Source organism: Stenotrophomonas sp. SMYL41 (assembly GCF_036319965.1).
GTDB classification, from domain to species: Bacteria; Pseudomonadota; Gammaproteobacteria; order Xanthomonadales; family Xanthomonadaceae; genus Stenotrophomonas; species Stenotrophomonas maltophilia_R.
In genome coordinates this window covers 87,128-108,989 of record NZ_JAWIRX010000016.1, presented here as the reverse complement: position 1 = coordinate 108,989, position 21,862 = coordinate 87,128, and the positions used below count along the sequence as shown (strand labels likewise).

At 67.2% G+C, this 21,862-nt stretch carries 18 protein-coding genes and 1 pseudogene; 13 read left to right on the top strand and 6 right to left on the bottom strand.

The window, feature by feature from the left end; all coding sequences use genetic code 11:
* Window positions 1–94 precede the first annotated feature (94 nt).
* From V3B30_RS17465 to V3B30_RS17455, 3 genes are read left to right on the top strand one after another with little or no spacing between them, the layout of a single operon-like run.
* Window positions 95–6,811, top strand: coding sequence for an Hpt domain-containing protein (locus V3B30_RS17465; protein ID WP_262082864.1), 6,717 nt, complete (start codon window positions 95–97; stop codon window positions 6,809–6,811).
* A complete protein-coding gene (locus V3B30_RS17460) occupies window positions 6,798–8,135 on the top strand; it encodes a chemotaxis protein CheB (RefSeq protein WP_100473649.1) in 1,338 nt (445 codons plus the stop codon). Before V3B30_RS17465 ends, V3B30_RS17460 begins: the two co-directional genes overlap by 14 nt.
* On the top strand, window positions 8,132–8,596 hold the full coding sequence (locus tag V3B30_RS17455; protein WP_100473648.1) for a chemotaxis protein CheW: 465 nt from the start codon (window positions 8,132–8,134) through the stop codon (window positions 8,594–8,596). Before V3B30_RS17460 ends, V3B30_RS17455 begins: the two co-directional genes overlap by 4 nt.
* 42 nt (window positions 8,597–8,638) lie before the next feature.
* On the opposite strand, the gene V3B30_RS17450 is transcribed toward V3B30_RS17455, so the two are convergent.
* Window positions 8,639–9,376: a 16S rRNA (uracil(1498)-N(3))-methyltransferase gene (locus V3B30_RS17450; RefSeq protein WP_087923379.1), complete on the bottom strand. Its 738-nt coding sequence runs from the start codon at window positions 9,374–9,376 to the stop codon at window positions 8,639–8,641.
* Complete coding sequence (bioA, locus tag V3B30_RS17445) at window positions 9,367–10,758, bottom strand: adenosylmethionine--8-amino-7-oxononanoate transaminase (protein WP_262082863.1); 1,392 nt, start codon at window positions 10,756–10,758, stop codon at window positions 9,367–9,369. Before bioA ends, V3B30_RS17450 begins: the two co-directional genes overlap by 10 nt.
* A gap of 77 nt (window positions 10,759–10,835) precedes the next feature.
* Here bioA and nudE point away from each other — a divergent pair, with 77 nt between their 5' ends.
* The 7 genes from nudE (at window position 10,836) to gcvH (ending at window position 15,624) form a co-directional block, all read left to right on the top strand.
* Window positions 10,836–11,399, top strand: a complete 564-nt coding sequence (gene nudE, locus V3B30_RS17440; protein WP_100473645.1) for an ADP compounds hydrolase NudE — start codon at window positions 10,836–10,838, stop codon at window positions 11,397–11,399.
* A complete protein-coding gene (gene cysQ, locus V3B30_RS17435; protein ID WP_100440360.1) occupies window positions 11,396–12,199 on the top strand; it encodes a 3'(2'),5'-bisphosphate nucleotidase CysQ in 804 nt (267 codons plus the stop codon). Before nudE ends, cysQ begins: the two co-directional genes overlap by 4 nt.
* 13 nt (window positions 12,200–12,212) lie before the next feature.
* Window positions 12,213–13,052: a nucleoside triphosphate pyrophosphohydrolase gene (gene mazG, locus V3B30_RS17430; RefSeq protein WP_100473644.1), complete on the top strand. Its 840-nt coding sequence runs from the start codon at window positions 12,213–12,215 to the stop codon at window positions 13,050–13,052.
* A complete protein-coding gene (locus V3B30_RS17425) occupies window positions 13,049–13,378 on the top strand; it encodes a YnfA family protein (RefSeq protein WP_100473643.1) in 330 nt (109 codons plus the stop codon). Before mazG ends, V3B30_RS17425 begins: the two co-directional genes overlap by 4 nt.
* A 182-nt stretch (window positions 13,379–13,560) precedes the next feature.
* Complete coding sequence (locus V3B30_RS17420; RefSeq protein WP_100473642.1) at window positions 13,561–13,863, top strand: DUF962 domain-containing protein; 303 nt, start codon at window positions 13,561–13,563, stop codon at window positions 13,861–13,863.
* A 159-nt stretch (window positions 13,864–14,022) separates the two neighbouring features.
* Window positions 14,023–15,135, top strand: coding sequence for a glycine cleavage system aminomethyltransferase GcvT (gene gcvT / locus V3B30_RS17415; protein WP_100473641.1), 1,113 nt, complete (start codon window positions 14,023–14,025; stop codon window positions 15,133–15,135).
* 93 nt (window positions 15,136–15,228) lie between these two features.
* The gene (gene gcvH, locus V3B30_RS17410; protein ID WP_100473640.1) at window positions 15,229–15,624 is read left to right on the top strand and encodes a glycine cleavage system protein GcvH; all 396 of its coding nucleotides are present in this window, start codon (window positions 15,229–15,231) and stop codon (window positions 15,622–15,624) included.
* 292 nt (window positions 15,625–15,916) lie between these two features.
* Here gcvH and V3B30_RS17405 read toward each other — a convergent pair whose 3' ends face one another.
* On the bottom strand, window positions 15,917–16,216 hold the full coding sequence (locus V3B30_RS17405) for a hypothetical protein (RefSeq protein ID WP_262082862.1): 300 nt from the start codon (window positions 16,214–16,216) through the stop codon (window positions 15,917–15,919).
* A 183-nt stretch (window positions 16,217–16,399) separates the two neighbouring features.
* Here V3B30_RS17405 and V3B30_RS17400 point away from each other — a divergent pair, with 183 nt between their 5' ends.
* On the top strand, window positions 16,400–16,918 hold the full coding sequence (locus V3B30_RS17400) for a histone (RefSeq protein ID WP_100473639.1): 519 nt from the start codon (window positions 16,400–16,402) through the stop codon (window positions 16,916–16,918).
* Between the two features lie 64 nt (window positions 16,919–16,982).
* Here V3B30_RS17400 and V3B30_RS17395 read toward each other — a convergent pair whose 3' ends face one another.
* The 3 genes and pseudogenes from V3B30_RS17395 to V3B30_RS17385 all read right to left on the bottom strand — a co-directional run bounded on the left by V3B30_RS17395 (window position 16,983) and on the right by V3B30_RS17385 (window position 19,210).
* Window positions 16,983–17,156 (bottom strand): hypothetical protein, encoded by a 174-nt coding sequence (locus V3B30_RS17395; RefSeq protein WP_262082925.1) that lies wholly within the window; start codon window positions 17,154–17,156, stop codon window positions 16,983–16,985.
* Between the two features lie 35 nt (window positions 17,157–17,191).
* Window positions 17,192–17,590 (bottom strand): annotated as a pseudogene (locus V3B30_RS17390) (LysR substrate-binding domain-containing protein); the annotation flags it as partial.
* A 219-nt stretch (window positions 17,591–17,809) separates the two neighbouring features.
* Window positions 17,810–19,210, bottom strand: coding sequence for a serine hydrolase domain-containing protein (locus V3B30_RS17385; RefSeq protein WP_100473638.1), 1,401 nt, complete (start codon window positions 19,208–19,210; stop codon window positions 17,810–17,812).
* A 337-nt stretch (window positions 19,211–19,547) separates the two neighbouring features.
* Between V3B30_RS17385 and V3B30_RS17380 the strand changes: the two genes are divergently transcribed.
* Window positions 19,548–20,837: an MFS transporter gene (locus tag V3B30_RS17380; protein ID WP_262082922.1), complete on the top strand. Its 1,290-nt coding sequence runs from the start codon at window positions 19,548–19,550 to the stop codon at window positions 20,835–20,837.
* Between the two features lie 79 nt (window positions 20,838–20,916).
* The gene (locus V3B30_RS17375) at window positions 20,917–21,840 is read left to right on the top strand and encodes a hypothetical protein (RefSeq protein WP_099562610.1); all 924 of its coding nucleotides are present in this window, start codon (window positions 20,917–20,919) and stop codon (window positions 21,838–21,840) included.
* Window positions 21,841–21,862: the final 22 nt, after the last annotated feature.

The window sequence follows — 21,862 nt, the reverse complement described above, 5'->3', positions numbered from 1 at the left end:
CAGGGCGGCGAGCAAGGAACCAGTCGATGAAGCATTTCCATTCCCCACGCCAGAACTCGCGCGGCCACCGCGCGGCGGCGAACGGAGCGCGTCCATGAGCAGTCTGCGCGATGCGATGAGCCACGCAGCGCTGGGCTGGGTCAAGCCCGAGCTGGACGAGACCCTGCGCCAGGTGCGCAACGAGGTCGAGTACTACGCGGAAGATCCCACCGATGCCAGCCGCATGCGCATCTGCGCCGGTTACCTGCACCAGGTGCAGGGCACCCTGCGCATGGTCGAGCTGTATGCCCCGGCGATGGTGGCCGAAGAGCTGGAACAGCTGGCCAACGCCATCGGCGCCGGCCGCGTGGCCGACCGTGACGAAGCCTGCGCGACCCTGATGCGCGGCAGCGTGCTGCTGCCTGACTATCTGGAACGCCTGCAGAACGGCCATCGCGACATTCCGATCGTGCTGATGCCGCTGCTCAACGAGATCCGCGCGGCGCGTGGCGAAGAAGGCGTCAATGACAGCGTGCTGCTGGCCTTTGCGCCGGACAGCGTCACCGCCACCGAGGCCGAGCTGGACCATGCCCGTGGCAGCCTGAGCGGGCGCAACCGCGAGCTGCTCGATACGGTCGGCAGCGCGGTGAAGGAAGAACTGCTGCGCATCAAGGATGCGCTTGACCTGCACCTGCGCACCGGCGGTGCGCCGGAACAGCTGCAGACCCAGGCCAACGAGCTGGGCGCGGTGGCCGACACGCTGGGCATGATGGGCCTGGGCGTGGCCCGCGGCGTGGTCGTGCAGCAGCGCGACGCGCTGCGTGGCGTGGTCGAGGGCCGCCAGCAGATCGACGAGAACCTGCTGCTGGATATCGCCGGTGCGCTGCTGTACGTCGACGCCTCGCTGGACGACCAGGTCGCCCACCTGGGTGCCGGTGGCAGTGGCGAGGACGATCCGAGCGCGGTGGAGAACCGGCGTACGGTGGAGGTGCTGGCACATGAAGCCATCGCCAACTTCGCTGCCGCCCGCGAGCATTTCGTCGCCTTCATCGAAACCAGCTGGAACCATGCCGAGCTGAAGGATGTACCGCGACTGCTGGGCGATGTGTCCGGCGCGCTGCGCATGCTCGACCTGGGCACCGCCGCCGACTACCTGCGCGGCGTGCAGCAGTACATCGAAGCCGAACTGATCGGCCGGCAGCGCGTGCCCAGCGGCCGCCAGCTGGACACCCTGGCCGATGCCATGGCCAGCCTGGAGTACTACCTGGAAGCCCTGCGCGACCGTCGCCCGGGCCGCGAAGACATCCTCGAAATCACCCGCAGCAGCCTCGAAGCACTGCGCTACTGGCCGCTGCCCGAGCGCAACGCCGCTGCGCCGGATGCGCGGGTGGTGCTGCCGGTCGAACCGGAACCGGTCGCCCTGCAGGCCGAACCGCTGCAGCCGGAGCGCATCGAGATTCCGGTGCAGCCTGCTGCGCCCGCTGCCGGCGACGTGCCGACGCCGCTGCCGGACTTCACCTTTGACCCGCCGCCGGCCACCCCGGCGCCAATGGTGTCCGACAATCGCCTGATGTTCGGTGCACTCGGCACGGTGGCAGCCGTGGCCGCCAGCACGGGTGATGCCGATGCCTCGCCGTTGCCGACGCAGAATGAGGCAGAGGCAGCGCTGGTTTTCGCTGCGTCCAGCGCTCCCGCGCCGGATGTCCCGCAGTGGGAGCTGGCGCCGTTCCATCCGGAGACCGACGTGGTCGCGCCTGCCGATGACGAACGCAGCCCGACCTTCGCCAGTTTCGATCCGGTCAGCTTCGAGCTGGCTGACAGCGGTCAGTCCGGTGCACCGCAGTGGTCGCTGTCCGAGGCACCGCAGGTGCTTGAGGAAACCGCAGCGCCTGCCATCGACGAGACGACGGACGTCGTGGGTTCGTCCGCGACCGGATTCGATGCTGCACCGGTGTTCGATCCGGTAGCGGCCGAGCAGGATGCGGCTGCCGTGGCCGACGTGGTGTTCCGCTTCGACGCCGACGCGCTGGATAACGCTGACGACGTGCTGTCGCTGCATGCGATGGAAACGCTGTCGCTGGACGATGACGCCGGGTTGCACCCGTCGCTGGAGATCGTTGATGCCGTGGCGCCACCACTGGCCGATGCATCGCCTGCGTCGCAGGTCGAGGCGGATGAGGCTCCGGATGACCTGCCGGTACCGTCGATCACGCCACCGTTGATCGATGCCGCTCGTGCAACGGAAACGTCCGCACCGGCCGTGTCGATGATCGATATCGACACCATCGCGCCGATCGATTTCAGCGAAGCCGACGCCCAGTTCTTTGCCGAACTGAGTGCAGCCGCTGCCGGCTTCAATCCGCAGGCAATGCCCGCCGCGGCGGCACCGGAGGCGGTGGTTGCGACCGACGCCGACGCCAATGCCGACGCGAATGCGGGCTTCGACGCCGGCTTCGATGACGACGCCGAGAACATCGACGAGGACATCCGCGAGGTGTTCCTGGAAGAGTTCGACGATGAGCTGGCCAATCTCGGCACGCTGCTGCCAGCGTGGCGCATGCAGCCGGACAACATGGACCGGCTGCGCCCGATCCGCCGCATCTTCCATACCCTGAAGGGCAGTGGCCGGCTGGTTGGCGCACGCACGCTGGGCGAGTTCGCGTGGAAGATCGAAGGCATGCTCAACCGCGTGCTGGATGGCAGCCGCGCCGCGTCGCCGGCGGTGCTGGCGATGGTCGACAACGCACATGCGGCGCTGCCACAGCTGAACGCAGCACTGCGCCACGGCCAGCGCATCAGCGTCGACCTGCAGGCCATGCAGGCCATTGCCGATCGTGTCGGTGCAGGCGAGGAAACCTACTACGTACCGCTGCCGGGTGCGGCTGCGCCGGTTGTACCGGTTGCCGAAGCCGACGGCGAAGACGAGATCAGCCGCATTCTCGACGCGGAGGCTGCCGTTTCGGCGCTGGCCGATACCGCTGAGGAGGCCGAAGTCGCCGGCACACCGGCCAACATCGACAGCGTACTGCGCGAGATTCTCGAGGCCGAGGTGGAAGTCCACCAGGCCACCCTGCAGGACTGGCTGCGTTCGGCGCAGCAGGCACCGCAACCGGTCAGCGATGCACTGCTGCGTGCGGTGCACACCATGAACGGCGCCTTCGCGATGACCGAAGTGCCCGAGATCACGGCTGTGACCGGCGGTGCGGAGTCCTACATCAAGCGCGCACTGGCCGCTGAGGTGGTCCCGGGTGATGAAGGCGTGGCCGCCCTGGATGCGACGGCGCAGGCGATCACCGCCACCATGGAAGCGTTGCAGGCCGAACAGCCGCGCATTGCGCCGCAACAGGTACTGGCACAGCGCCTGCAGGCGCTGGCCGGTGCGTTGCCGGAAGCGCGCTGGCCGATGGTGGGCCTGGAGGACGACGAAGACGATCTGGCGCTGGATGACGAACCGGCGGTGGAACTGGACGCGGACGCATCGACGGTCGTCGCGCGTGAAGCCGATGCGGTGCCGCTTTCGTTTGCCGCACCGGAGCAGGAACCGGAGGCACATGTCGATACTGCGCACGCCCCGGTCGCCGACGTGGCGATCGAGGCCGGGCTGGAGGTCGGTGAGCTGACCGCCAGCGACGATCTTTCGCGCTACTTCGATGCCGGATGGCCGTCGGTACCGGGTGAGGGGGAGGCGACGCTGCCGGTGGTCGAATCGATCCAGGTGGCCGGCGATGTTCCGGGCGTCGCCGTAGCCGGCGTCGGGGCGGAGTCCGAAAGCCTGCCGCCGCTGTCCGACGGTGCCGGTCTGACCGTCGTGGACGATCTGTCGCCGTATCTGGATGCCAGTGCGCTGCCGGTCGACGACCGCGACGCCGAAGAGATCCCGGCCGGTGTCGGAGCCGTCGCATCTGACCTGAATGCGCCATCGGCCGACTACGCGCACGTCGCTGATGCCGTGGCGTTCGAAACGCCTGCTGCACTGCCACTCGACAGCGAGCTGTCGAGCCTGCAGGATGAAATGGCTGCGCCGGGGTTTGCAGAACCGGTCTCGCTGGAAGCCGCGCTCGAGGCCGGCCTGCACGTGATCGACGAAGAGCAGCCCCTGGCCGACGACGGGCAATGGCCCGTGCTCGGCCTGCAGGCCAGCGAACTCGCGCCGGGCGAGGCGGAAGCCTTTGCCGAGGATGCGGACGTCGGCGGGGAGGCGGCGATCGGTGAAGGAGAGAGCGCCGATCAGCCGTCCCCGGCGACGGTGAATGAGGAGATCGCGGAGGCCGCTGCGCCGGCCACCGCCGAACCGGTGCGCTTCTTCGAACTGGAAGACGCGCCGGGCCAGGCGGACGTCCGCGTCGAAGCCGTCGACGTCGATGCGGTTGCCGCATCGGATGCCGTGGCCACCGACGCGCCTGACGTCGTCGCACCTGAGACCGTGGCAGCCGAAGTCCTTGCCATGCCGGTGCTCGAAGACAGCGCCGATGCGCTCGACTTCAGTGTCTACGATCGCGAGCTGGTGGACATCTTCGTCGAGGAAGGCAAGGACCTGCTCGACCACTGCGATGGCCTGATCAGCGAGCTGCGCGATGCGCCGCAGGACCGTGAGGTGCTGGCTGGCCTGCAGCGTGACCTGCACACCCTGAAGGGTGGCGCACGCATGGCTGGCATCAACGCCATCGGCGATCTCGGCCACAGCATTGAATCGTTGCTGGAAGCCGTTGCCGCCGGTCGCACCGAAATCGAACGCCGCGATGTCCAGCTGCTGGAGCGCGGATTCGATCGCCTGCACCAGCTGCTGACCCGCACCGGTGACCACCGCGTGGTGGAACCGGCGCAGGACCTGGTCGACGCGTTCGAAGTGCGTACCACCACCGATATCGCTGCGGCTGCCGCAGCCGCAGCGAACGTGGCGAGCGTCGCTGAAACCGCTCCGGCACCGGTCGCCAGCCCGGCACCGGTACTGCTCGATGCGCCGTTGTCGGCACCGCTGCCGGCCGAAGGCGTGGTCGATGAAGATCCGCTGGCGCGCCCGCAGCAGGAGCAGGTGCGCGTGCGCGCGGATCTGCTCGACCGCCTCGTCAACCATGCCGGTGAAGTGGCGATCTACCGCTCGCGCCTGGAACAGCAGCTCGGTGCCTTCCGTGGCGCGATGGGTGAACTGGAGCGCACCAATGCACGACTGCGCGACCAGCTGCGCCGCCTCGACCTGGAAACCGAAGCGCAGATCGTCGCCCGCTACCAGCGCGAGCAGGACCAGGCCGATCAGAAGTTCGATCCGCTGGAACTAGACCGCTTCTCCACGCTGCAGCAGCTCAGCCGTGCGCTGAACGAGTCGGCGGCCGATCTCGGGGGCCTGCAGGGCGTGCTCGACGATCTGTCACGCCAGTACGATTCGCTGCTGCAACAGCAGTCGCGCGTCAGTTCCGAGCTGCAGGACGGCCTGATGCGCGCGCGCATGGTGCCGTTCGATGGCCTGGTGCCGCGCCTGCGCCGTGTGGTCCGCCAGTCCGGCATGGATACCGGCAAGCAGGTGCACCTCACCCTGGAAGGCACCCACGGCGAACTGGACCGCAACGTTCTCGACCGCATGGTCGCACCGCTCGAACACATGCTGCGCAACTCCGTGGCCCACGGCCTGGAAGCACCGGAACAGCGTCGTGCCGCCGGCAAGCCGGAAGAAGGCGAGGTCGCCATCCGCCTGCACCGTGAAGGCTCGGAAATCGTGCTGGAAGTGGCCGATGACGGTGCCGGCCTGGACCGCGAAGCGATCCGCCGCCGCGCCATCGATCGTGGCCTGCTGGCCGCCGATGCGCAGCCGAACGAGCAGGAACTGGACAACCTGATCTTCGCCTCCGGCTTCTCCACCGCCGACCAGGTCAGCCAGCTGGCGGGCCGTGGCGTGGGCATGGACGTGGTGCGCAACGAAGTGCGCCAGCTCGGTGGCTCGGTTGACATCCAGTCGGTGCGTGGCCAGGGCGTGCGCTTCACCCTGCGCCTGCCGCAGACACTGGCCGTCACCCAGGCGGTGTTCGTGCAGATCGGCGAAACCACCTTTGCCGTGCCGGTGGCCTCGGTCAGTGGTATCGGCCGCCTGTCGCGCGAACGCTTCGAGGCCGCCGACAGCAGCTACCGCTACAGCGGCGAGGACTACCCGCTGTATGACCTCGGCAGCCTGGTCGGGCAGGCCCCGGCACGCGCCGATGGCCAGGACCAGGTGCCGCTGCTGCTGGTGCGGGCCGGTGACCTGCGCGCTGCCGTGGCGATCGATCAGGTGCTGGGCAACCGCGAAATCGTGGTCAAGCCGGTCGGCCTGCAGATTGCATCGGTACCGGGCATCTACGGTGCCACCATCACCGGCGATGGCCGCGTGGTGGTGATCCTGGACGTCGCGCCGCTGGTGCGCCGTTTCCTGGCCAATCCGACCGCACCGGTACTGGCCAATGCACCGCGCGACGAACGCCAGGTGCCGCTGGTGATGGTGGTCGATGACTCGCTGACCATGCGCAAGGTGACCGGCCGCATCCTCGAACGCCACAACTTCGAAGTCAGTGTTGCCCGCGATGGCGTGGAAGCATTGGAGCGGCTGGAAGAGCGCGTGCCGGACCTGATGCTGCTGGATATCGAGATGCCCCGCATGGATGGTTACGAGCTGGCCACCGCGATGCGCGCCGACCCGCGCTACAAGGATGTGCCGATCGTGATGATCACCTCGCGCAGCGGCGACAAGCACCGCCAGCGCGCCTTCGAGATCGGTGTCCAGCGTTATCTGGGCAAGCCGTACCAGGAACTGGACCTGATGCGTAACGTGTACGACCTGCTGGGGATCGCCCGTGTCCGTGAGTGAAACCCATCCGGCCCCGGCCGTCGCCCTGCTGGCCCGTCCCGGTGCGGCGCGCGAACGCCTGCGCGAAGCGTTGTCGCATGCAGATGTGCAGCTGGTGCTGGAAGATGATCCGAACGGCCTGGAGCCACAGGTCCTGCAGGCCGCAGACCCACAGTTCGTGGTGATCGCGCTGGAAGCTGCCATCGAGGATGCACTGGAACGGCTGGAAGCCGTGCTCTCGGCACCGGGGCTGACCCTGGTGTTCGATGAGGCTGAGCTGGCCGCGCGCCGCGACGGCTGGGAGGCCCAGCGTTGGGGGCGCCATCTGGCCGCCAAGCTGCACGGCCACCAGCAGGTGTTGCCGCCGGGCGCCGAGGAAGAGCCCAGCCTGCAGCTGGAGCCCGGCCATCCGGCGCCCGCGCCGGTGCCGCAGGAGGAAGCCCTGCAACCGCACCTGGAGCAGGCGCTGAGCTGGGCCGATGAGGTTCCGGCCGACGGGCTGTATTCGCCTCCGGCACACCTGCACGAACCGATCGCGCTGGAGCAGGCTCTGGCGGCGCTGCAGCCGGTCGTGCCCGAACCACTGGATCCGCCTTCGCCGCCGCAGGCGCTGGCCGAACCGGCGGCGCCTGCGGCACCACCGATCTCCTTCGATCACACCGCCTGGTCGCTGGTCGAGGAATCGATCGAAGCGCCGGCACCGGCAGACGCCGTGGCGCCGGTCGCCGCGCCGCAGCCCTCCTTCGATACCGATCATTTGAGTCTGGTCGATCTGGATGCCGCCGCCCCGGCCGGTGCACGCGCCGCATCGTTGCTGGTGCTGGCCGGCATCGGTGGCCCGGATGCCTTGCGTCGCCTGCTCGGCGCACTGCCCGCGTCGTTGAGCGTGCCGGTGCTGGTGCACATGCGCCTGGATGGTGGCCGCTACGGCAACCTGGTCAAGCAGATGTCGCGTGTTTCGCCGTTGCCGGTGCAGTTGGCCGAGGCCGGCCAGCATGCCGTACCGGGCGAGGTCCACGTGCTGGCCGATGATATCGGCGTCCGCGCGGCCAGCGATGGCCTGCATTTCCAGAGCGATGCCACTGGTATTTCGCTCGCTGCATTGCCGGCCGAACACACCGCGCTGGTGCTGCTCAGCGGCGCCGACCTGGCCCATGTCGGCCCGGCGCTGGACCTGGCGGCTGCCGGTGCGTGGGTGGCGGGGCAGGTGGGCGAGGGCTGCTACGACCCGGCTGCAGCCACTGCGGTGGTTGCTGCCGGCATGGTGGCCGGTGAACCGCAGGAACTGGCGCAGGCGATTGCCGCGCGCTGGGGTGAGCAGGACGACAACGGAGAAGCACCATGAGCTACGCCAGCAATGACGAAATCCGCGGCGTCCTGATCCAGGCCGGCAACGAGCGCGTGCTGCTGCCCAATGCCACCGTGGCTGAAATGATGTCGCGCGTGCCGGTGCAGCCGGTCTCCGATGCCCCGCGCTGGCTGGTCGGCGAGATCGGCTGGCATGGCTGGCAGGTACCTCTGGTGTCGTTCGCACGCCTTTCCGGGCTGGGCGAAGAGGCGGTGGCCGGCCACAACAAGGTGGTGGTGCTGAAATCCCTCAGCGGCAATGCGCAGCGCCCGTACTACGCGCTGCTGACGCAGAACTTCCCGCAGCTGATCTCAGTGCCGCGCGACGGCCTGCTCGCCGACGCCTCCGAAGAAACCCTACCGCAGGTCGTGCACATGCGCGTGCTACTGGGTGAGCAGAGCGCGCTGCTGCCGAACCTGGACGCGCTGGAAGCGGCGCTGGATTCGCTGGCGGCCTGATCGGGAATCGGCCGGGCCATGCCCGGCGAGGGGAGCTGCGCCTTACCCCAGATCGCCCAACCGCGCCTGCAACGCCGCGATCGCGGCCAGTCCGGCCGTTTCCGTGCGCAGGATCCGCGGCCCCAGCTGCAACCCCTGGAATCCTGCCGCGGCCAATTGATCGCGATCGCGAGGTGACCAGCCGCCTTCCGGGCCGATCGCAATCACGATGCCGCCCGCGGGAGCGGCTTCCAGCGTCGACAGGCGATGCGCGCCCTGCGGATCCAGGGTCAGCCGCAGCGAATCGGCTGGCAGCGCCGCCGCAGCCTGCGCCAGCGACAGCGGGGAGCCCACCTGCGGAATGCGTGCTCGCCCGGATTGTCCGCAGGCCGAGGTCACCACGTTGTTCCAGTGCGCCACCCGCTTCTCGGCCCGTGCCGCATCCAGCTTCACCTCGGTGCGCTCGGCGTTGACCGGAAGGATCGCGGCCACGCCCAGCTCGGTCGCCTTCTGCAGGATCAGGTCCATCTTCTCGCCACGGGCGATGCCCTGCAGCAGGGTGATCGCCAGCGGGGATTCGTTGCCGATGGCCTGCACCGCGTCGATGCGCACCTGCACTTCGCGCTTGCCGGCCACGGTCAGCGTGGCGCTGTAGTCATGGCCGTCGCCGTTGAACAGCACGCAGGTGTCTCCCTCGCGCAGGCGCATCACCCGCACCAGATGGTTGGCGGTCTCTTCCGGCAGGGTCACGGTCTGACCGCTGTGCAGCGCCAGGTCGATGGGGCAGCGGGTCACGCGCATGCAATCGCCTCGTCGATGGCCGCCAGCGTGGTGTGTGCCAGCAGCTCCAGTTGTTCGTCATCCACGCAATAGGGTGGCATCCAGTACAGCACGTCGCCCAGTGGGCGCAGCACCACGCCGCGCTTGAGCGCGGCCTTGTAGGCCTGCAGGCCCAGCCTCAGGCCCGGGTCAAACGGCGCGCGCTTGTCGCCGTCGCGCGACAGCTCGAACGCCACCACCATGCCGGCCTGGCGCACGTCGGCCACGTGCGGGTGGTCGGCAAACGGCGCCGCCAGCGTGCCCATCACCGAGGCGATGCCCCGGTTGCGCGCGATCACATCGTCGTCGCGGAAGATGTCCAGCGTCGCCAGCGCCGCAGCGCAGGCCAGCGGGTTGCCGGTGTAACTGTGCGAATGCAGGAAGGCGCGCTCGCGCGAGTCGTCGAGGAAGGCGTCATACAGCGCCTGCGTCGCCAGTACGGCAGCCAGTGGCAGGAAGCCGCCGGTCAGGCCCTTGGACAGGCACATCAGGTCCGGCATCACCCCGGCCTGCTCGCAGGCGAACAGGGTGCCGGTGCGGCCGAAGCCGGTGGCGATCTCGTCGGCGATCATGAACGCGCCATGGGCATCGCACAGTTCGCGCACGCGCTGCAGGTAGACCGGGTCATGCATGCGCATGCCGCCGGCACACTGCAGGCGCGGTTCCAGCACCACCGCACAGATCTCGCCGGGATGCTGGTCGAACAGCGTGGCCAGGCCATCGGCCGCCTGCCGCGCGCGATCGGCCGCGCTCTGGCCCGGTTCGGCCAGGTAGGCATCGGGCGAGGGGGCGAACAGGCCTTCGGCCAGCAGCGGCGCATAGACGCGGCGGTACAGCGGGATGTCACCCAGCGCCAACGCGCCCAGGGTTTCGCCGTGGTAGCCATTCTCGAGTGCGATGAAGCGCGTGCGCCGGGGCTCTGCACGGTTCTGGAAATACTGGAAGGCCATCTTCAGCGCTACTTCCACGCCGGCCGAACCGTTGTCGGCATAGAACACCTTGGCCAGCGGTGCACGGCCGGCCTGGCGTGGCGCCAGTGCCAGCAGGCGTTCGGCCAGGGTGATCGCCGGCTCGTGGCCGAAACCGGCCAGCATCACCTGTTCCAGTTGCCCGGCCTGGGCGGCGATGGCGCCACCGATGCGCGGTTCGGCGTGGCCGAACAGATTGGTCCACCAGCTGCTGACCGCATCCAGATAGCGGTTGCCGTCGTGGTCGATCAACCACGCGCCTTCACCACGGGCAATCGGCACCAGCGGCAGGGTGTCCGGATGCTCACGCATCTGCGTGCACGGGTGCCACAGCACCTGCAGGTCGCGCTGCCGCCAGTGGCGGGCCAGCGGGGAGGGGGTTGGGTCTGCTAGCATTTCGGGCTCATGAACATGTTGCTGCCTGCACATTCTATCGGCCCCGGCGCAGCCGCCGGTCGCCGCGGAGATTCCGCATGAACGATGACCGTGCCGGCCGTCGCTTGCCGATCATCCATCGCATCACCGATGAGGAGAACGGGCCGTTCCAGCGCCAGCATCTTGACCTGGAGTTCTCCAACGGTGAACGCCGCCGCTTCGAACGCCTGGTCAGTCGTGGGCACGGTGCGGTGGTGGTGGTGCCGATGCTCGACGACGAAACCGTGCTGCTGGTACGTGAATACGCCGCCGGCATGCACCGTTACGAACTGGGGCTGGTGAAGGGCCGGATCGACGCCGGCGAGACGCCCGAGCAGGCGGCCGACCGCGAACTGAAGGAAGAGGCCGGCTATGGTGCGCGCCGGGTCGACGTGCTGCGCGCGATGACCCTGGCCCCGACCTACATGAGCCACCAGTCGTGGCTGGTGGTGGCGCGCGACCTGTACCCGGAAAAGCTGGCCGGTGACGAGCCGGAGGAGCTGGAAGTGGTGCCGTGGAAGCTGGCCGAACTGGACCAGCTGATGCTGCGCGAGGACTTCTCCGAGGGACGCTCGCTGGCGGCGCTGTTCATTGCCCGGCAGTGGCTGCAGGGACCGCGATGATCAAGCTGACGACGGACCTGCGCGAGACCGCCATCGCCATCGCCCAGGAAGCCGGACAGGCCATCATGCAGGTGTATGCCGATGGCTTCGAGGTGCAGATCAAGGACGACAACAGCCCGGTCACCGCGGCCGACCTGGCCGCCAACCAGGTCATTGAGCTGGGCCTGCGCCAGCTGACCCCGGACCTGCCGATCCTGTCCGAGGAATCGGCGCAGGTGGGCTGGGAGCAGCGCCGCCACTGGGGCGCGTACTGGCTGGTGGATCCACTCGACGGCACCCGCGAGTTCGTCAAGCGCAACGGTGAGTTCAGCGTCAACATCGCCTTGATCTACCAGGGCGCGCCGGCCTTCGGCGTGGTGCTGGCGCCGGTCACCGGCATCGTCTGGCATGCCATGCGCGGCGAGCTGGCCTATCGGCGGCAGGGCCTGCACGACACCGTGCTGCGCACCCGCACGCCGGCCACCGCACCGCTGCGCGTTGCCGCCAGCCGTTCGCACCGCTCGCCGGAAACCGAGGCGCTGCTGGCGCGCATGGGCCGCATCGAGACCATCGCGCAGGGCTCGTCGCTGAAGTTCTGCCGGATCGCCGAAGGTGGCCTGGATGTCTATCCGCGGCTCGGCCCGACCTCCGAATGGGATACCGCCGCCGGCCAGTGCGTGCTGCATGCCGCTGGTGGCGCGGTGCTGTCGGCCGCAACCGGCAAGCCGTTCCGCTACAACCGCCGCGAGACCCTGTTGAACGGCGATTTCATTGCCCTTGGTGATACCAGCCTGCCGTGGCGCGACTGGTTGTCCGATTGAACCTGGAGTCCGCATGAGCGCGCACGACACCCCCACCACCGGCAGCGCCGCCAGCAACGAACTCGAGCGCCTGCTGTCGATCATGGCGCGCCTGCGCGATCCGCAGGGTGGCTGCCCGTGGGACCTGGAACAGAACTTCGCGACCATCGCCCCGTACACCATCGAGGAAGCCTACGAGGTCGCCGATGCGATCGACCGGGGTGACCTCGACGATCTCTGCGACGAGCTCGGTGACCTGCTGCTGCAGGTGGTGTTCCATGCGCGCATGGCCGAGGAACAGGGCGCGTTCGCCTTCGCCGAGGTCGCCCGTGCGATCAGCGACAAGATGCAACGCCGCCATCCGCACGTGTTCGCCGATGTCAGCGTCGACGATGCCGATGGGGTGATGCGCAACTGGGAGGCGATCAAGCGCGCCGAGCGTGCTGCCAAGGGCGAGCAGGACACCTCCGCACTGGCCGGTATCTCGCGCGGCCTGCCGGAATGGCAGCGCGCTGTGAAGCTGCAGTCGCGCGCGGCCAAGGTCGGTTTCGACTGGCCGGGCCCGCTGCCGGTGCTGGACAAGGCGGCCGAGGAGCTGCAGGAACTGCGCGAGGAGTTCGAGCGCGGAGACATCGCAGGCAACAAGGCGCGCCTGCAGGAAGAGCTGGGCGACCTGCTGTTCGTCTGCGCCAACCTGGCCCGGCACGCCGATATCGATCTGGGCGCTGCGCTGCGCGGGGCCAACCACAAGTTCGAACGTCGCTTCCGCGCCATGGAAGCGCAGGCCGACGCGCAGGGCGAGGCATTGGCTGCACTGGACCTGGAGGCGCAGGAAGCGCTGTGGCAGCACGCCAAGGCCGCGGAAAAGGCGTGAAGACGCTCGGCCTGTTCCTGCTGACCGCGTTGGCCGAGATCGTCGGCTGCTACCTGCCGTGGCTGTGGCTGCGCAAGGGGGGCAGCGTCTGGTTGCTACTGCCGGCGGCGGCCAGCCTGGCCCTGTTCGCGTGGTTGCTGACCCTGCATCCCACCGCCAGTGGACGCGTCTATGCCGCCTACGGTGGTGTCTACATCGGTACCGCACTGTTCTGGTTGTGGCTGGTCGACGGCATTCGTCCCAGTCGCTGGGACCTGCTCGGTGCAGCCCTGTGCCTGGCCGGCATGGCGGTGATCATGTTCGGTCCGCGCGCGCCCTCGGTGTAGCGTCGAGCCAGACTCGACCGCTCGCGCGCTCTCTCTCCTGTAGCGTCGAGCGTGGCGCGACTCTACAAAGGCACCGCCACCGGATCATGCGATGCCCTGTCGAAATCGGCCAGGCCGTCCAGACCGCTTTCCCTCCCGGGAAGGCGCATGATGGTGGTGACCCCGCCGCCCGGAGCACGCGCATGACCCGTTTCGCCAGCTTCCGCGAGTTCTATCCGTTCTATCTCAGCGAGCACCGCCATCCGGTCTCGCGGCGGCTGCACTTCATCGGCAGCTGCGGGGTGCTGCTGCTGGTTGCTGCTGCCGTGCTGCGCGGCCAACCGCTGCTCCTGCTCGCTGCTCTGTTCTGCGGTTACGGGTTCGCCTGGGTCGGCCATTTCTTCTTCGAGAAGAACCGCCCGGCGACCTTCCGGCACCCGCTGTATTCATTCATGGGTGACTGGGTGATGTTCGCCGACATCCTGCGTGGGCGGGTGCACCTGTAGCAGGCGGTTGCGGTGCACCGCAACCACTGCCTCGCCCGAAAGGGAAAGGACGGGCCTGGCCGGGCTTCCGCTTCCACGAACCGCTGCGCTGCGGCACGCCTGCGGGCGACCGATCTGGGATAATGGCGGTTCTTGTTTCCTCTGCTGCCGGACCCGGTCATGACCCAGAAGACGCTGCTCAACGATACCCACCGCGCCCTTGGCGCCAAGATGGTCGATTTCGGGGGTTGGGACATGCCCATCCACTACGGCTCGCAGCTGGACGAGCACCACCTGGTGCGCCGCGAGTCCGGTGTGTTCGACGTCAGCCACATGACCGTGGTCGACCTGCGCGGCGAGCAGGTCAAGCCGTTCCTGCGCCGCCTGCTGGCCAACTCGGTCGACAAGCTGAAGGTGACCGGCAAGGCGCTGTACTCGTGCATGCTGAACCCGCGCGGCGGCGTCATCGACGACCTGATCGTCTACTACCTGGGCGACGACTTCTTCCGCATGGTGGTCAACGCCTCCACCCGCGAGAAGGACCTGGCCTGGCTGCGCGAGCAGGCAGCACCGTTCGATGTTTCCGTCGAGCAGCGCCCGGACCTGGCCATCCTCGCCGTGCAGGGCCCGCAGGCGCGCGACATCGTCATCGGCCTGACCCGCGAAGCCGACCGTGCAGCGCTGACCAAGCTGGGCCGCTTCGCCGCCCTGCAGGCGCAGTCCGAAGACGGCGTCGAGCTGTTCGTCGCCCGCACCGGTTACACCGGTGAAGACGGTTTCGAGATCCTGCTGCCGCAGGATGCCGTGGTCGCCTTCTGGAACCGCCTGCTGGCGGCAGGCGTGAAGCCGGCCGGGCTCGGCGCGCGCGACACCCTGCGCCTGGAAGCCGGCATGAACCTGTACGGCCAGGACATGGACGAAGCGATCAGCCCGTATGAAGCGGCGCTGGCCTGGACCGTGTCGCTGGACGAAGGCCGCGACTTCATCGGCCGCGACGCGCTGGAAGCACAGAAGGCCGCCGGCACCGCGCGCCAGATGATCGGCCTGGTGATGGACGAGAAGGGCGTGCTGCGCCACGGCCAGGCGGTGACCACCGCCAGTGGCCTGGGCGAGATCCTGTCCGGTACCTTCTCGCCGACCCTGGCCAAGGGCATCGCCTTTGCCCGAGTGCCGGCCGGCGAGCTCGGCGAGGTCACCGTCGACATCCGTGGCCGGCAGGTGCCGGTGCGCGTGGTCAAGTTCCCGTTCGTGCGCGAAGGCCAGGCCCAGCCCGGCGTGCTCGCCGACGCCTGATCCGAACGTGCCGGTCGTCACTGACAGCAGTGGCGGCCGGTTGGTTACACTAGCCCCGTTTTTTCCACCCCTGCATATCTCTGGAGCAGTCCCATGAGCGAGATCCCCGGCGACCTCAAGTTCCTCAAGTCCCATGAGTGGGCCCGTGTCGAAGGCAATGGCCGCGTCACCGTCGGTATTTCCGACCACGCCCAGGGCCTGCTGGGTGACCTGGTCTACGTCGAACTGCCCGAAGTCGGCGCCGAGGCCAAGGCCGGCGAACAGATCGCCGTTGTAGAGTCGGTGAAGGCCGCCTCGGACGTCTACAGCCCGATCAGCGGCACGGTCGTCGAGGTCAACTCGGCGCTGTCCGACAAGCCGGAAACCATCAACGAAGATGCCTACGGCGAAGGCTGGATGTTCGTGGTCGAACTGACCAACGCCGAAGAGGTCAACGAACTGCTGGACCCGGACGCGTACGCCGAAGTCCTGGAGAACGACGACCACTGAGTCGTCGCTTCCGGGTTCGGACACGGCCACCTTCGGGTGGCCGTTTTTGTTTTGGCGACCGCGTCGGACTCATGACGCGGGGTTCGCTGTGCACCCTCGGCGTGGCATCAGCCGACAGACGAACGGTGCCGATGGACGTGCGCAGTTTTGCGCAAATCCGCGTTTCAGCCCCGCGCCGAGGCGTTCGAATGTGAAAACTTTTCGCCCCCTGTTGCGGTGCCGTTGTGCTGGTGTTGGCGGCGGTGCCGGTGACCATCGCCGATGCGCGCACGCTGTTGTGCCCAACCTGCGCCTATCTGCGCGGAGTGCTTATTTCAAGTGTTTTTTGATCAACGCCTGCATTGGCATCGATGCAGGCAACGCGCGTGCGCGCCGCTTCCACCGTCGTTGCAGGCCGTGCAGAGTGGTGGCGCCGAAGGCGCCCGGAACGGCGCGGATGTGAAAATTTTTCGCGGGGGTTGTTGACAGTAAAAAAAACCGTGATTAGGTTTCGCCTCAGCAGACCTTGCCTGCCCAACCGAGTGCGCAGAATCAATCGTCCGATGCGAAGCAGCCCCTTCAAGACCACCGCGACCCTGATGACGGTGGACATGGCCCCGCTTCCCCCGGAGAAATGCAAGGCAACTCCCGTTCCGATGCCCGCTCCGCCGATCGAGGTGGGCATTGCCGCATCCGTAACGGCGCGCCTGACGCGCCGGCGGTCCCCGCACGCAGCATCCGCGGGTTTGATCCAACTGGGCGTTTCAACTCCCTATCACTGACGAGGAGCCATCCCATGGCAACCAAGAAAGCTGCGAAGAAGAAGCCCGCCGCCAAGAAAGCGGTGAAGAAGGTCGCGAAGAAGGCCGCTGCCAAGAAGGCAGTGAAGAAGGTCGCGAAGAAGGCGACTGCCAAGAAGGCAGTGAAGAAGGCTGCGAAGAAGGTCGCCAAGAAGACCACTGCGAAGAAGGCAGTGAAGAAGGCGGCGAAGAAGGTAGCCAAGAAGTCCGCTGCCAAGAAGGCCGTCAAGAAGACCGCCAAGAAGGCTGTCAAGAAGGTAGCCAAGAAGGCCACCAAGAAGACTGCCAAGAAGGCAACGGCCCGCAAGCCGGCCAAGAAGGTCGCGAAGAAGGCCACTGCCAAGAAGGCCGTCAAGAAGACCGCCAAGAAGGCAGTAAAGAAGACCGCGAAGAAGGCCACCAAGAAGGCTGCCCCGAAGAAGGCAGCGAAGAAGGTTGCCAAGCGCAAGCCGGCCGCCCGCAAGAAGAAGGCCGCTCCGGTCGCTCTGCCGGCAACCCCGGCGCCGCTGATCTAAGTACTTCCCGATAGCCGCATCCTGAAACCCCCTTCCCTGGCTGCCCAGCGGGGAGGGGGTTTTTTTATGCCCGCGTATCGGCGGGCAATGCCAGCGCCGGGGGCGGGAAGCGCTCCACCAGGACGTCGAGGAAGCTGCACAGGCGGGTGGAGTGGCAACGGTCGTCGGGCACACGGTCGAGCCTGCCAGCATCGGCCTGCCGCCACTTGCAGGTGCGCTCGGTTCGAACGACCGGCATTGATGGCCGGCACGTGCCAGTACGCTGAGTGGCGTGCCATGCCTGGCCAGGTACCCCGGCGAGGCACACATCATCAGGCGATAGGCGGGTAGTGCACGCGCCACCAGCACGCTACTGTCGATGCACAGCGCCGCTTCGAAGCCCTCTTCGGCAAAGTCGAGCACACGATCCGCCAGCGTGGCTTCGACCCGGACATCCGGATGACGCGCCCTGTACTCGGCCAGTGCCGGTACCAGCGCATGCGTACCGAAGATCACCGGTGCACTGATACGCAGCGTGCCTGCCGGTGCCAGAGGCGGGTGCTGTGCCTGGGCGTCGCCGCAGGCGCCCTCCCGGCCAACCACGGTCGATGACGCTGACAGTATCCGGGAGGAAGTGATCGCGCTGAACTTCTCCGCCGGGCGATGGCTGACCCAGGCGCTGTTGCCCTGCATGCAGGCGCGGCATGGAAGCGGGTGATCAATTCAGCGGCTCGATGGAACCGCGTGCGGTGAATGCCGCCACCGCGGCGAAGGCGGCACTGCACCTGTGGAGCAAGGGATTGTCGGAGGTGGCCAGGGCATCACGGTGGACGCGATTGCACCGGCTACACATGCCAACAAAAAAGGGCGGCCTGCACGCCGCCCTTTGCGCCTACGGTCGAGCCCGCCAGATCAGCGTGGCGATGCCACCGCACGGTTGCTCGAAGCACCCTTGCCCTTGCGCTTGTCCTGCTGCGCCGGGCTCGCGCCCTCGGCCATCAGGTTGTCGCTGCCGAAGTCGGTGTCCACGTCCAGCCAGCGCTGTGTCGGCAGGCCGAGCGCGGAATCAAGCACGGTCGGCAGCAGGCCGCTGGGCAGGCTGCTTTCGCCGTTCCACATGATGGCGATACCGAGATCGCGTTCCGGCACCAGCGCGACCAGGCCGCGATAGCCCTGCACGGCACCGGCATGGAACACCACGTCGTGGCCGGCGTAATCGAAGGTGCGCCAGCCCAGTGCATAGCCGGCCGAGTGCAGGCGCTCGCGGCGCCAGCCCGAACGCATCTCGCCCGGCGTGTTGATCAGGCTCGAATGCAGGGTGGCCAGCAACGGTGCCGGCAGCACGTCGGGGCGATGGCCGGTGTGGGCCAGCAGCCACTGCGCCATGTCGCTGGCGCTGGCGTTGACGCCAGCGGCCGGAGCAACGCGGTAATAGGTAGGCTTCGGCATCAGCGAGACCCAGCCATTGCGGCTGCGCACGTGCGGACGCGCCCAGCGCGAGCTGGCCTGGATGCCGGCCAGGCCGAGGCTGGCATCATTCATGCCCAGCGGCTTGAAGATGCGGCGCTCGACCGACTGCTCGTAGAAGCTGCCGGAGGCCGCATAGACGACGTCGCCGATCAGGCTGAAGGCTACGTTCTGGTAGGCGTAGCAGTCGCCCGGCAGGCACTTCAGGCTGGTGTTGGCCAGTTTCTGGGTCAGCGCGTAGTACTCGGCATTGCCTTCGATGTCGCGGTCGTAGGCGTTGTACGGCAGGCCGACGCGATGGCTGAGCACGTCGGCCACGGTCAGGCGGTCAGTGGCTTCCGGCGAGTTCAAACGGAAGCCCGGCACATAGTCGGTGACCTTGCTGTCCCAGCGCAGCGTGCCGTCGTTGACCAGCAGGCCAGCCATGGTGCCGGCGAAGGCCTTGGACAGCGAGGCCAGCCGGAACACGGTGTGCGCATCGACCGGCAGCGGGTTGTTGACGTCGGTGACGCCATAGCCGCGCGCGCTGAGGATACGGCCGCCCTGCACGATCGCCACCGCCATGCCCGGCACGCGCTCGCCATAGGTGAGCTGCTGCGCCATCGATTCGATGTTGGCGACGTTGAAGCCAGCCGCCGGCGCCTGCACCTGCGGCACCAGGCCGGTGCGGTAGGCCGCCGGCTGGGTGTGGGCGACGCTGGGAGCCGCAGCGGATTCGATGTTGGTCGGCATCGGCGGCAACGCCGGCGGTGTCTGCGCGGTGGTGGACAAGGCAACGGGCATCAACATGCCCAGCAAACCGGTGGCCGCCGAACGGATCGGACGACGCAGGCTGTTCTTTTTCATCGGTTGGACCCGTGCGCGACTGCTGATGGCGATTCTAGCGCCGCTTTTCCCCTGTGCACAAACAAAGCGAAGATGAATGCGCATCTCGTTGAAAAAGTTGGAGTTTTGGCGCCCGCGAAGTGTGTGTCGGAACGTGTCATCCGGGGCCGGCCTGAGCGGTCTATCCGCAGGCCCATCCGCAGGCGGAAGGGCGCCTCGCGCTGGCGATGTTGCAGTGCATTGGCTAACGTACGCGCTTCACCGCCCCGGAGCCTGCCATGCCGCTGTCCAACCGCCATCTGTGGGCGAGAGGCGCTGCGTGAGCGCGGCACCGGGCAAGGGGCCAGTGCGCGAACTGATGGCGGCACTGCGCGAGTCGCCGGCGCTGTGGTGGTCGTTCCTGTACTTCTTCTGCCTGCTCAGCGGCTACTACGTGCTGCGTCCGGTGCGTGAGGCCATGGCGGCCTCGGCGGACCTGGAAACGGTGTTCCCGCCCGTGCTGATCGCCTGGTTCGCCAGCCACGGCATCGCATTGAAGGACTTCGTCCTGCAGTTCCTCTTCTCCTGCGTCTTCGTGATCATGCTGGTGCTGCAGCCGGTCTATGGCTGGCTGGTCAGCCGCTTCCCGCGCCGTGTGTTCCTTCCCGTGGTGTACGGCTTCTTCATCGTCACCCTGCTGGGGTTCTACGCACTGTTCGACAGTCACGTGCCAGGGCGGGGCATGGCCTTCTTCCTGTGGGTCATGGTGTTCAACCTGTTTGCGGTGGCGGTGTTCTGGAGCTTCATGGCCGATGTGTTCTCCAACGCACAAGCGCGTGCCTACTACGGCTACATCGGTGCGGCCGGTACCGTTGGCGCGTTCCTCGGACCGTTGATCACCAGTGCGCTGGCGCAGCGCGTGGGCATCGCCAACCTCATGCTGGTCTCGGCGGGATTCCTGGTCGTGTGCCTGTTGTGCATCTGGAGGCTCCGGCACTGGGCGGTGCTGCGCGAACGCGAGCAGCAACTGGTGTCCGGCGAGAAGCCGATGGGTGGCAGTGTGCTGGACGGCCTGAAACTGATCGTGCGCGAGCCGCTGCTGCGCTGGCTGGCGGTGATGGTGGTGTTCGGCGTGGGCGTCGGCACGCTGCTGTACAACCAGCAGGCCAGCATCGTGCGCTCGGCCTTCACCGACCCGGCGGCCAGTACCGCGTTCTTCTCGCGCATCGACCTGGCGGTGAACGCGCTGGCGCTGCTGATGCAGGTGGGCCTGACCCGCTGGCTGCTGTCGCGCCATGGCATCGCGCCGGCGCTGCTGATTCCGGGGTTCGCGATCCTGATCGGCTTCTCGGTGCTGGCGGCCTCGCCGATGCCGCTGATGGTCGCGGTGGTGCAGGTGATGACCCGCGCCAGCGAATTCGCACTGGCCAAGCCGGCGCGCGAGACCATCTACACGCGCGTGGACCGGCAGTGGCGCTACAAGGCCGGCGCAGCGATCGACACGGTGGTGTACCGCGGCGCGGACCTGGGCTTCACCTGGATCCACAAGGCGCTGACCCTGTTCGGTTCGCATGTGGTGTTCATCGGCGGCGTGCTGGTGGCCGGCTTCATGACCCTGGCTGCGTTCGGCGTGCTGCGCGAAGAAAAGAAGCTGCCGCGTGATCGATAGAGCGCCGATTGATGCTTGAAGGCCGTGCAACTATAGGCTCATGCAGGGTTGTTGATTGTCTGGTTTCGGGGAGAGTGGGATGATCAAGGGGAGCGCGAAGGACCACGTTCTGGACGAGGCTCAGTTGGAAGCATGGGTGTTTTCGGTACTGGAGCTGGTCAGCCAGCTACGAAATGGGAACCTGGAGAGAACGCTCTTCGCCAACGCCCTTGATGAGGAGGAGGATGTCGGAGGATGGCTCAAGGGCAACCTCGGGCTGATGAACTTCTCGGCGCGTGGATTTGGCGGTCGGCTCATCTTTCCGCACGTTATCGGCCCCAGCTCCCGAGCGTTGGCGAGGGTGGTCGATGCAGCCCGACGCGATCTGGAATTTGATGTTCTTACCCGCACCACACACGGAAAGTTGAACGTCCTTCGCCGCAGCAATGACCTGAAGCCAGACGCCTGGTTGAGTGCTGTTCCCCAACTCACCGCGGGGCGGTTGAAAGGCGGGTCTCGAGCCGGCAGGGGAGGTCAGAAGAGGCGGCAGGGCCCTGGCGGAGGCGAGGAGCAACTCCGTCATGCCGATCAGTGTGCAGGGTACCCGCACAAGCGATCGGTCTACCACGACTCGGAGTTCCTGCTGCTCAACTACTTTGATCTGGCACTTCGGCGGCTCTACCGGTTCTCCCATTGGAGGCGGATGGAGGGGGTGTTGTATCTTTTTACGGAGCGACGCCCTTGCAGTGATTGCTGCCATGTCATCATCCAATTGCTGCGTCGCTATCGCAGGATCCAGTTGGTGATCGTTCGGGCAACAGGAGGGCGCGGCTCTGACGAGAACATGCTGGAACGGTTGTCGCAGCATCCAAGGGTTCATCTGCGGAAAGTGGTGGTCCAGCCAGTAGGTGTGGAACTCTCCTCGCCATTATCCGTCGTGGAGACGGGGCCCTTGGCGCTTCCGTACCCTGATGGGACACCGCGTAGAGGTTGGTCGCCCAAGGGTGCAGAAATGCGGCGTTGACCATCACCATCTGGAGGCTGGA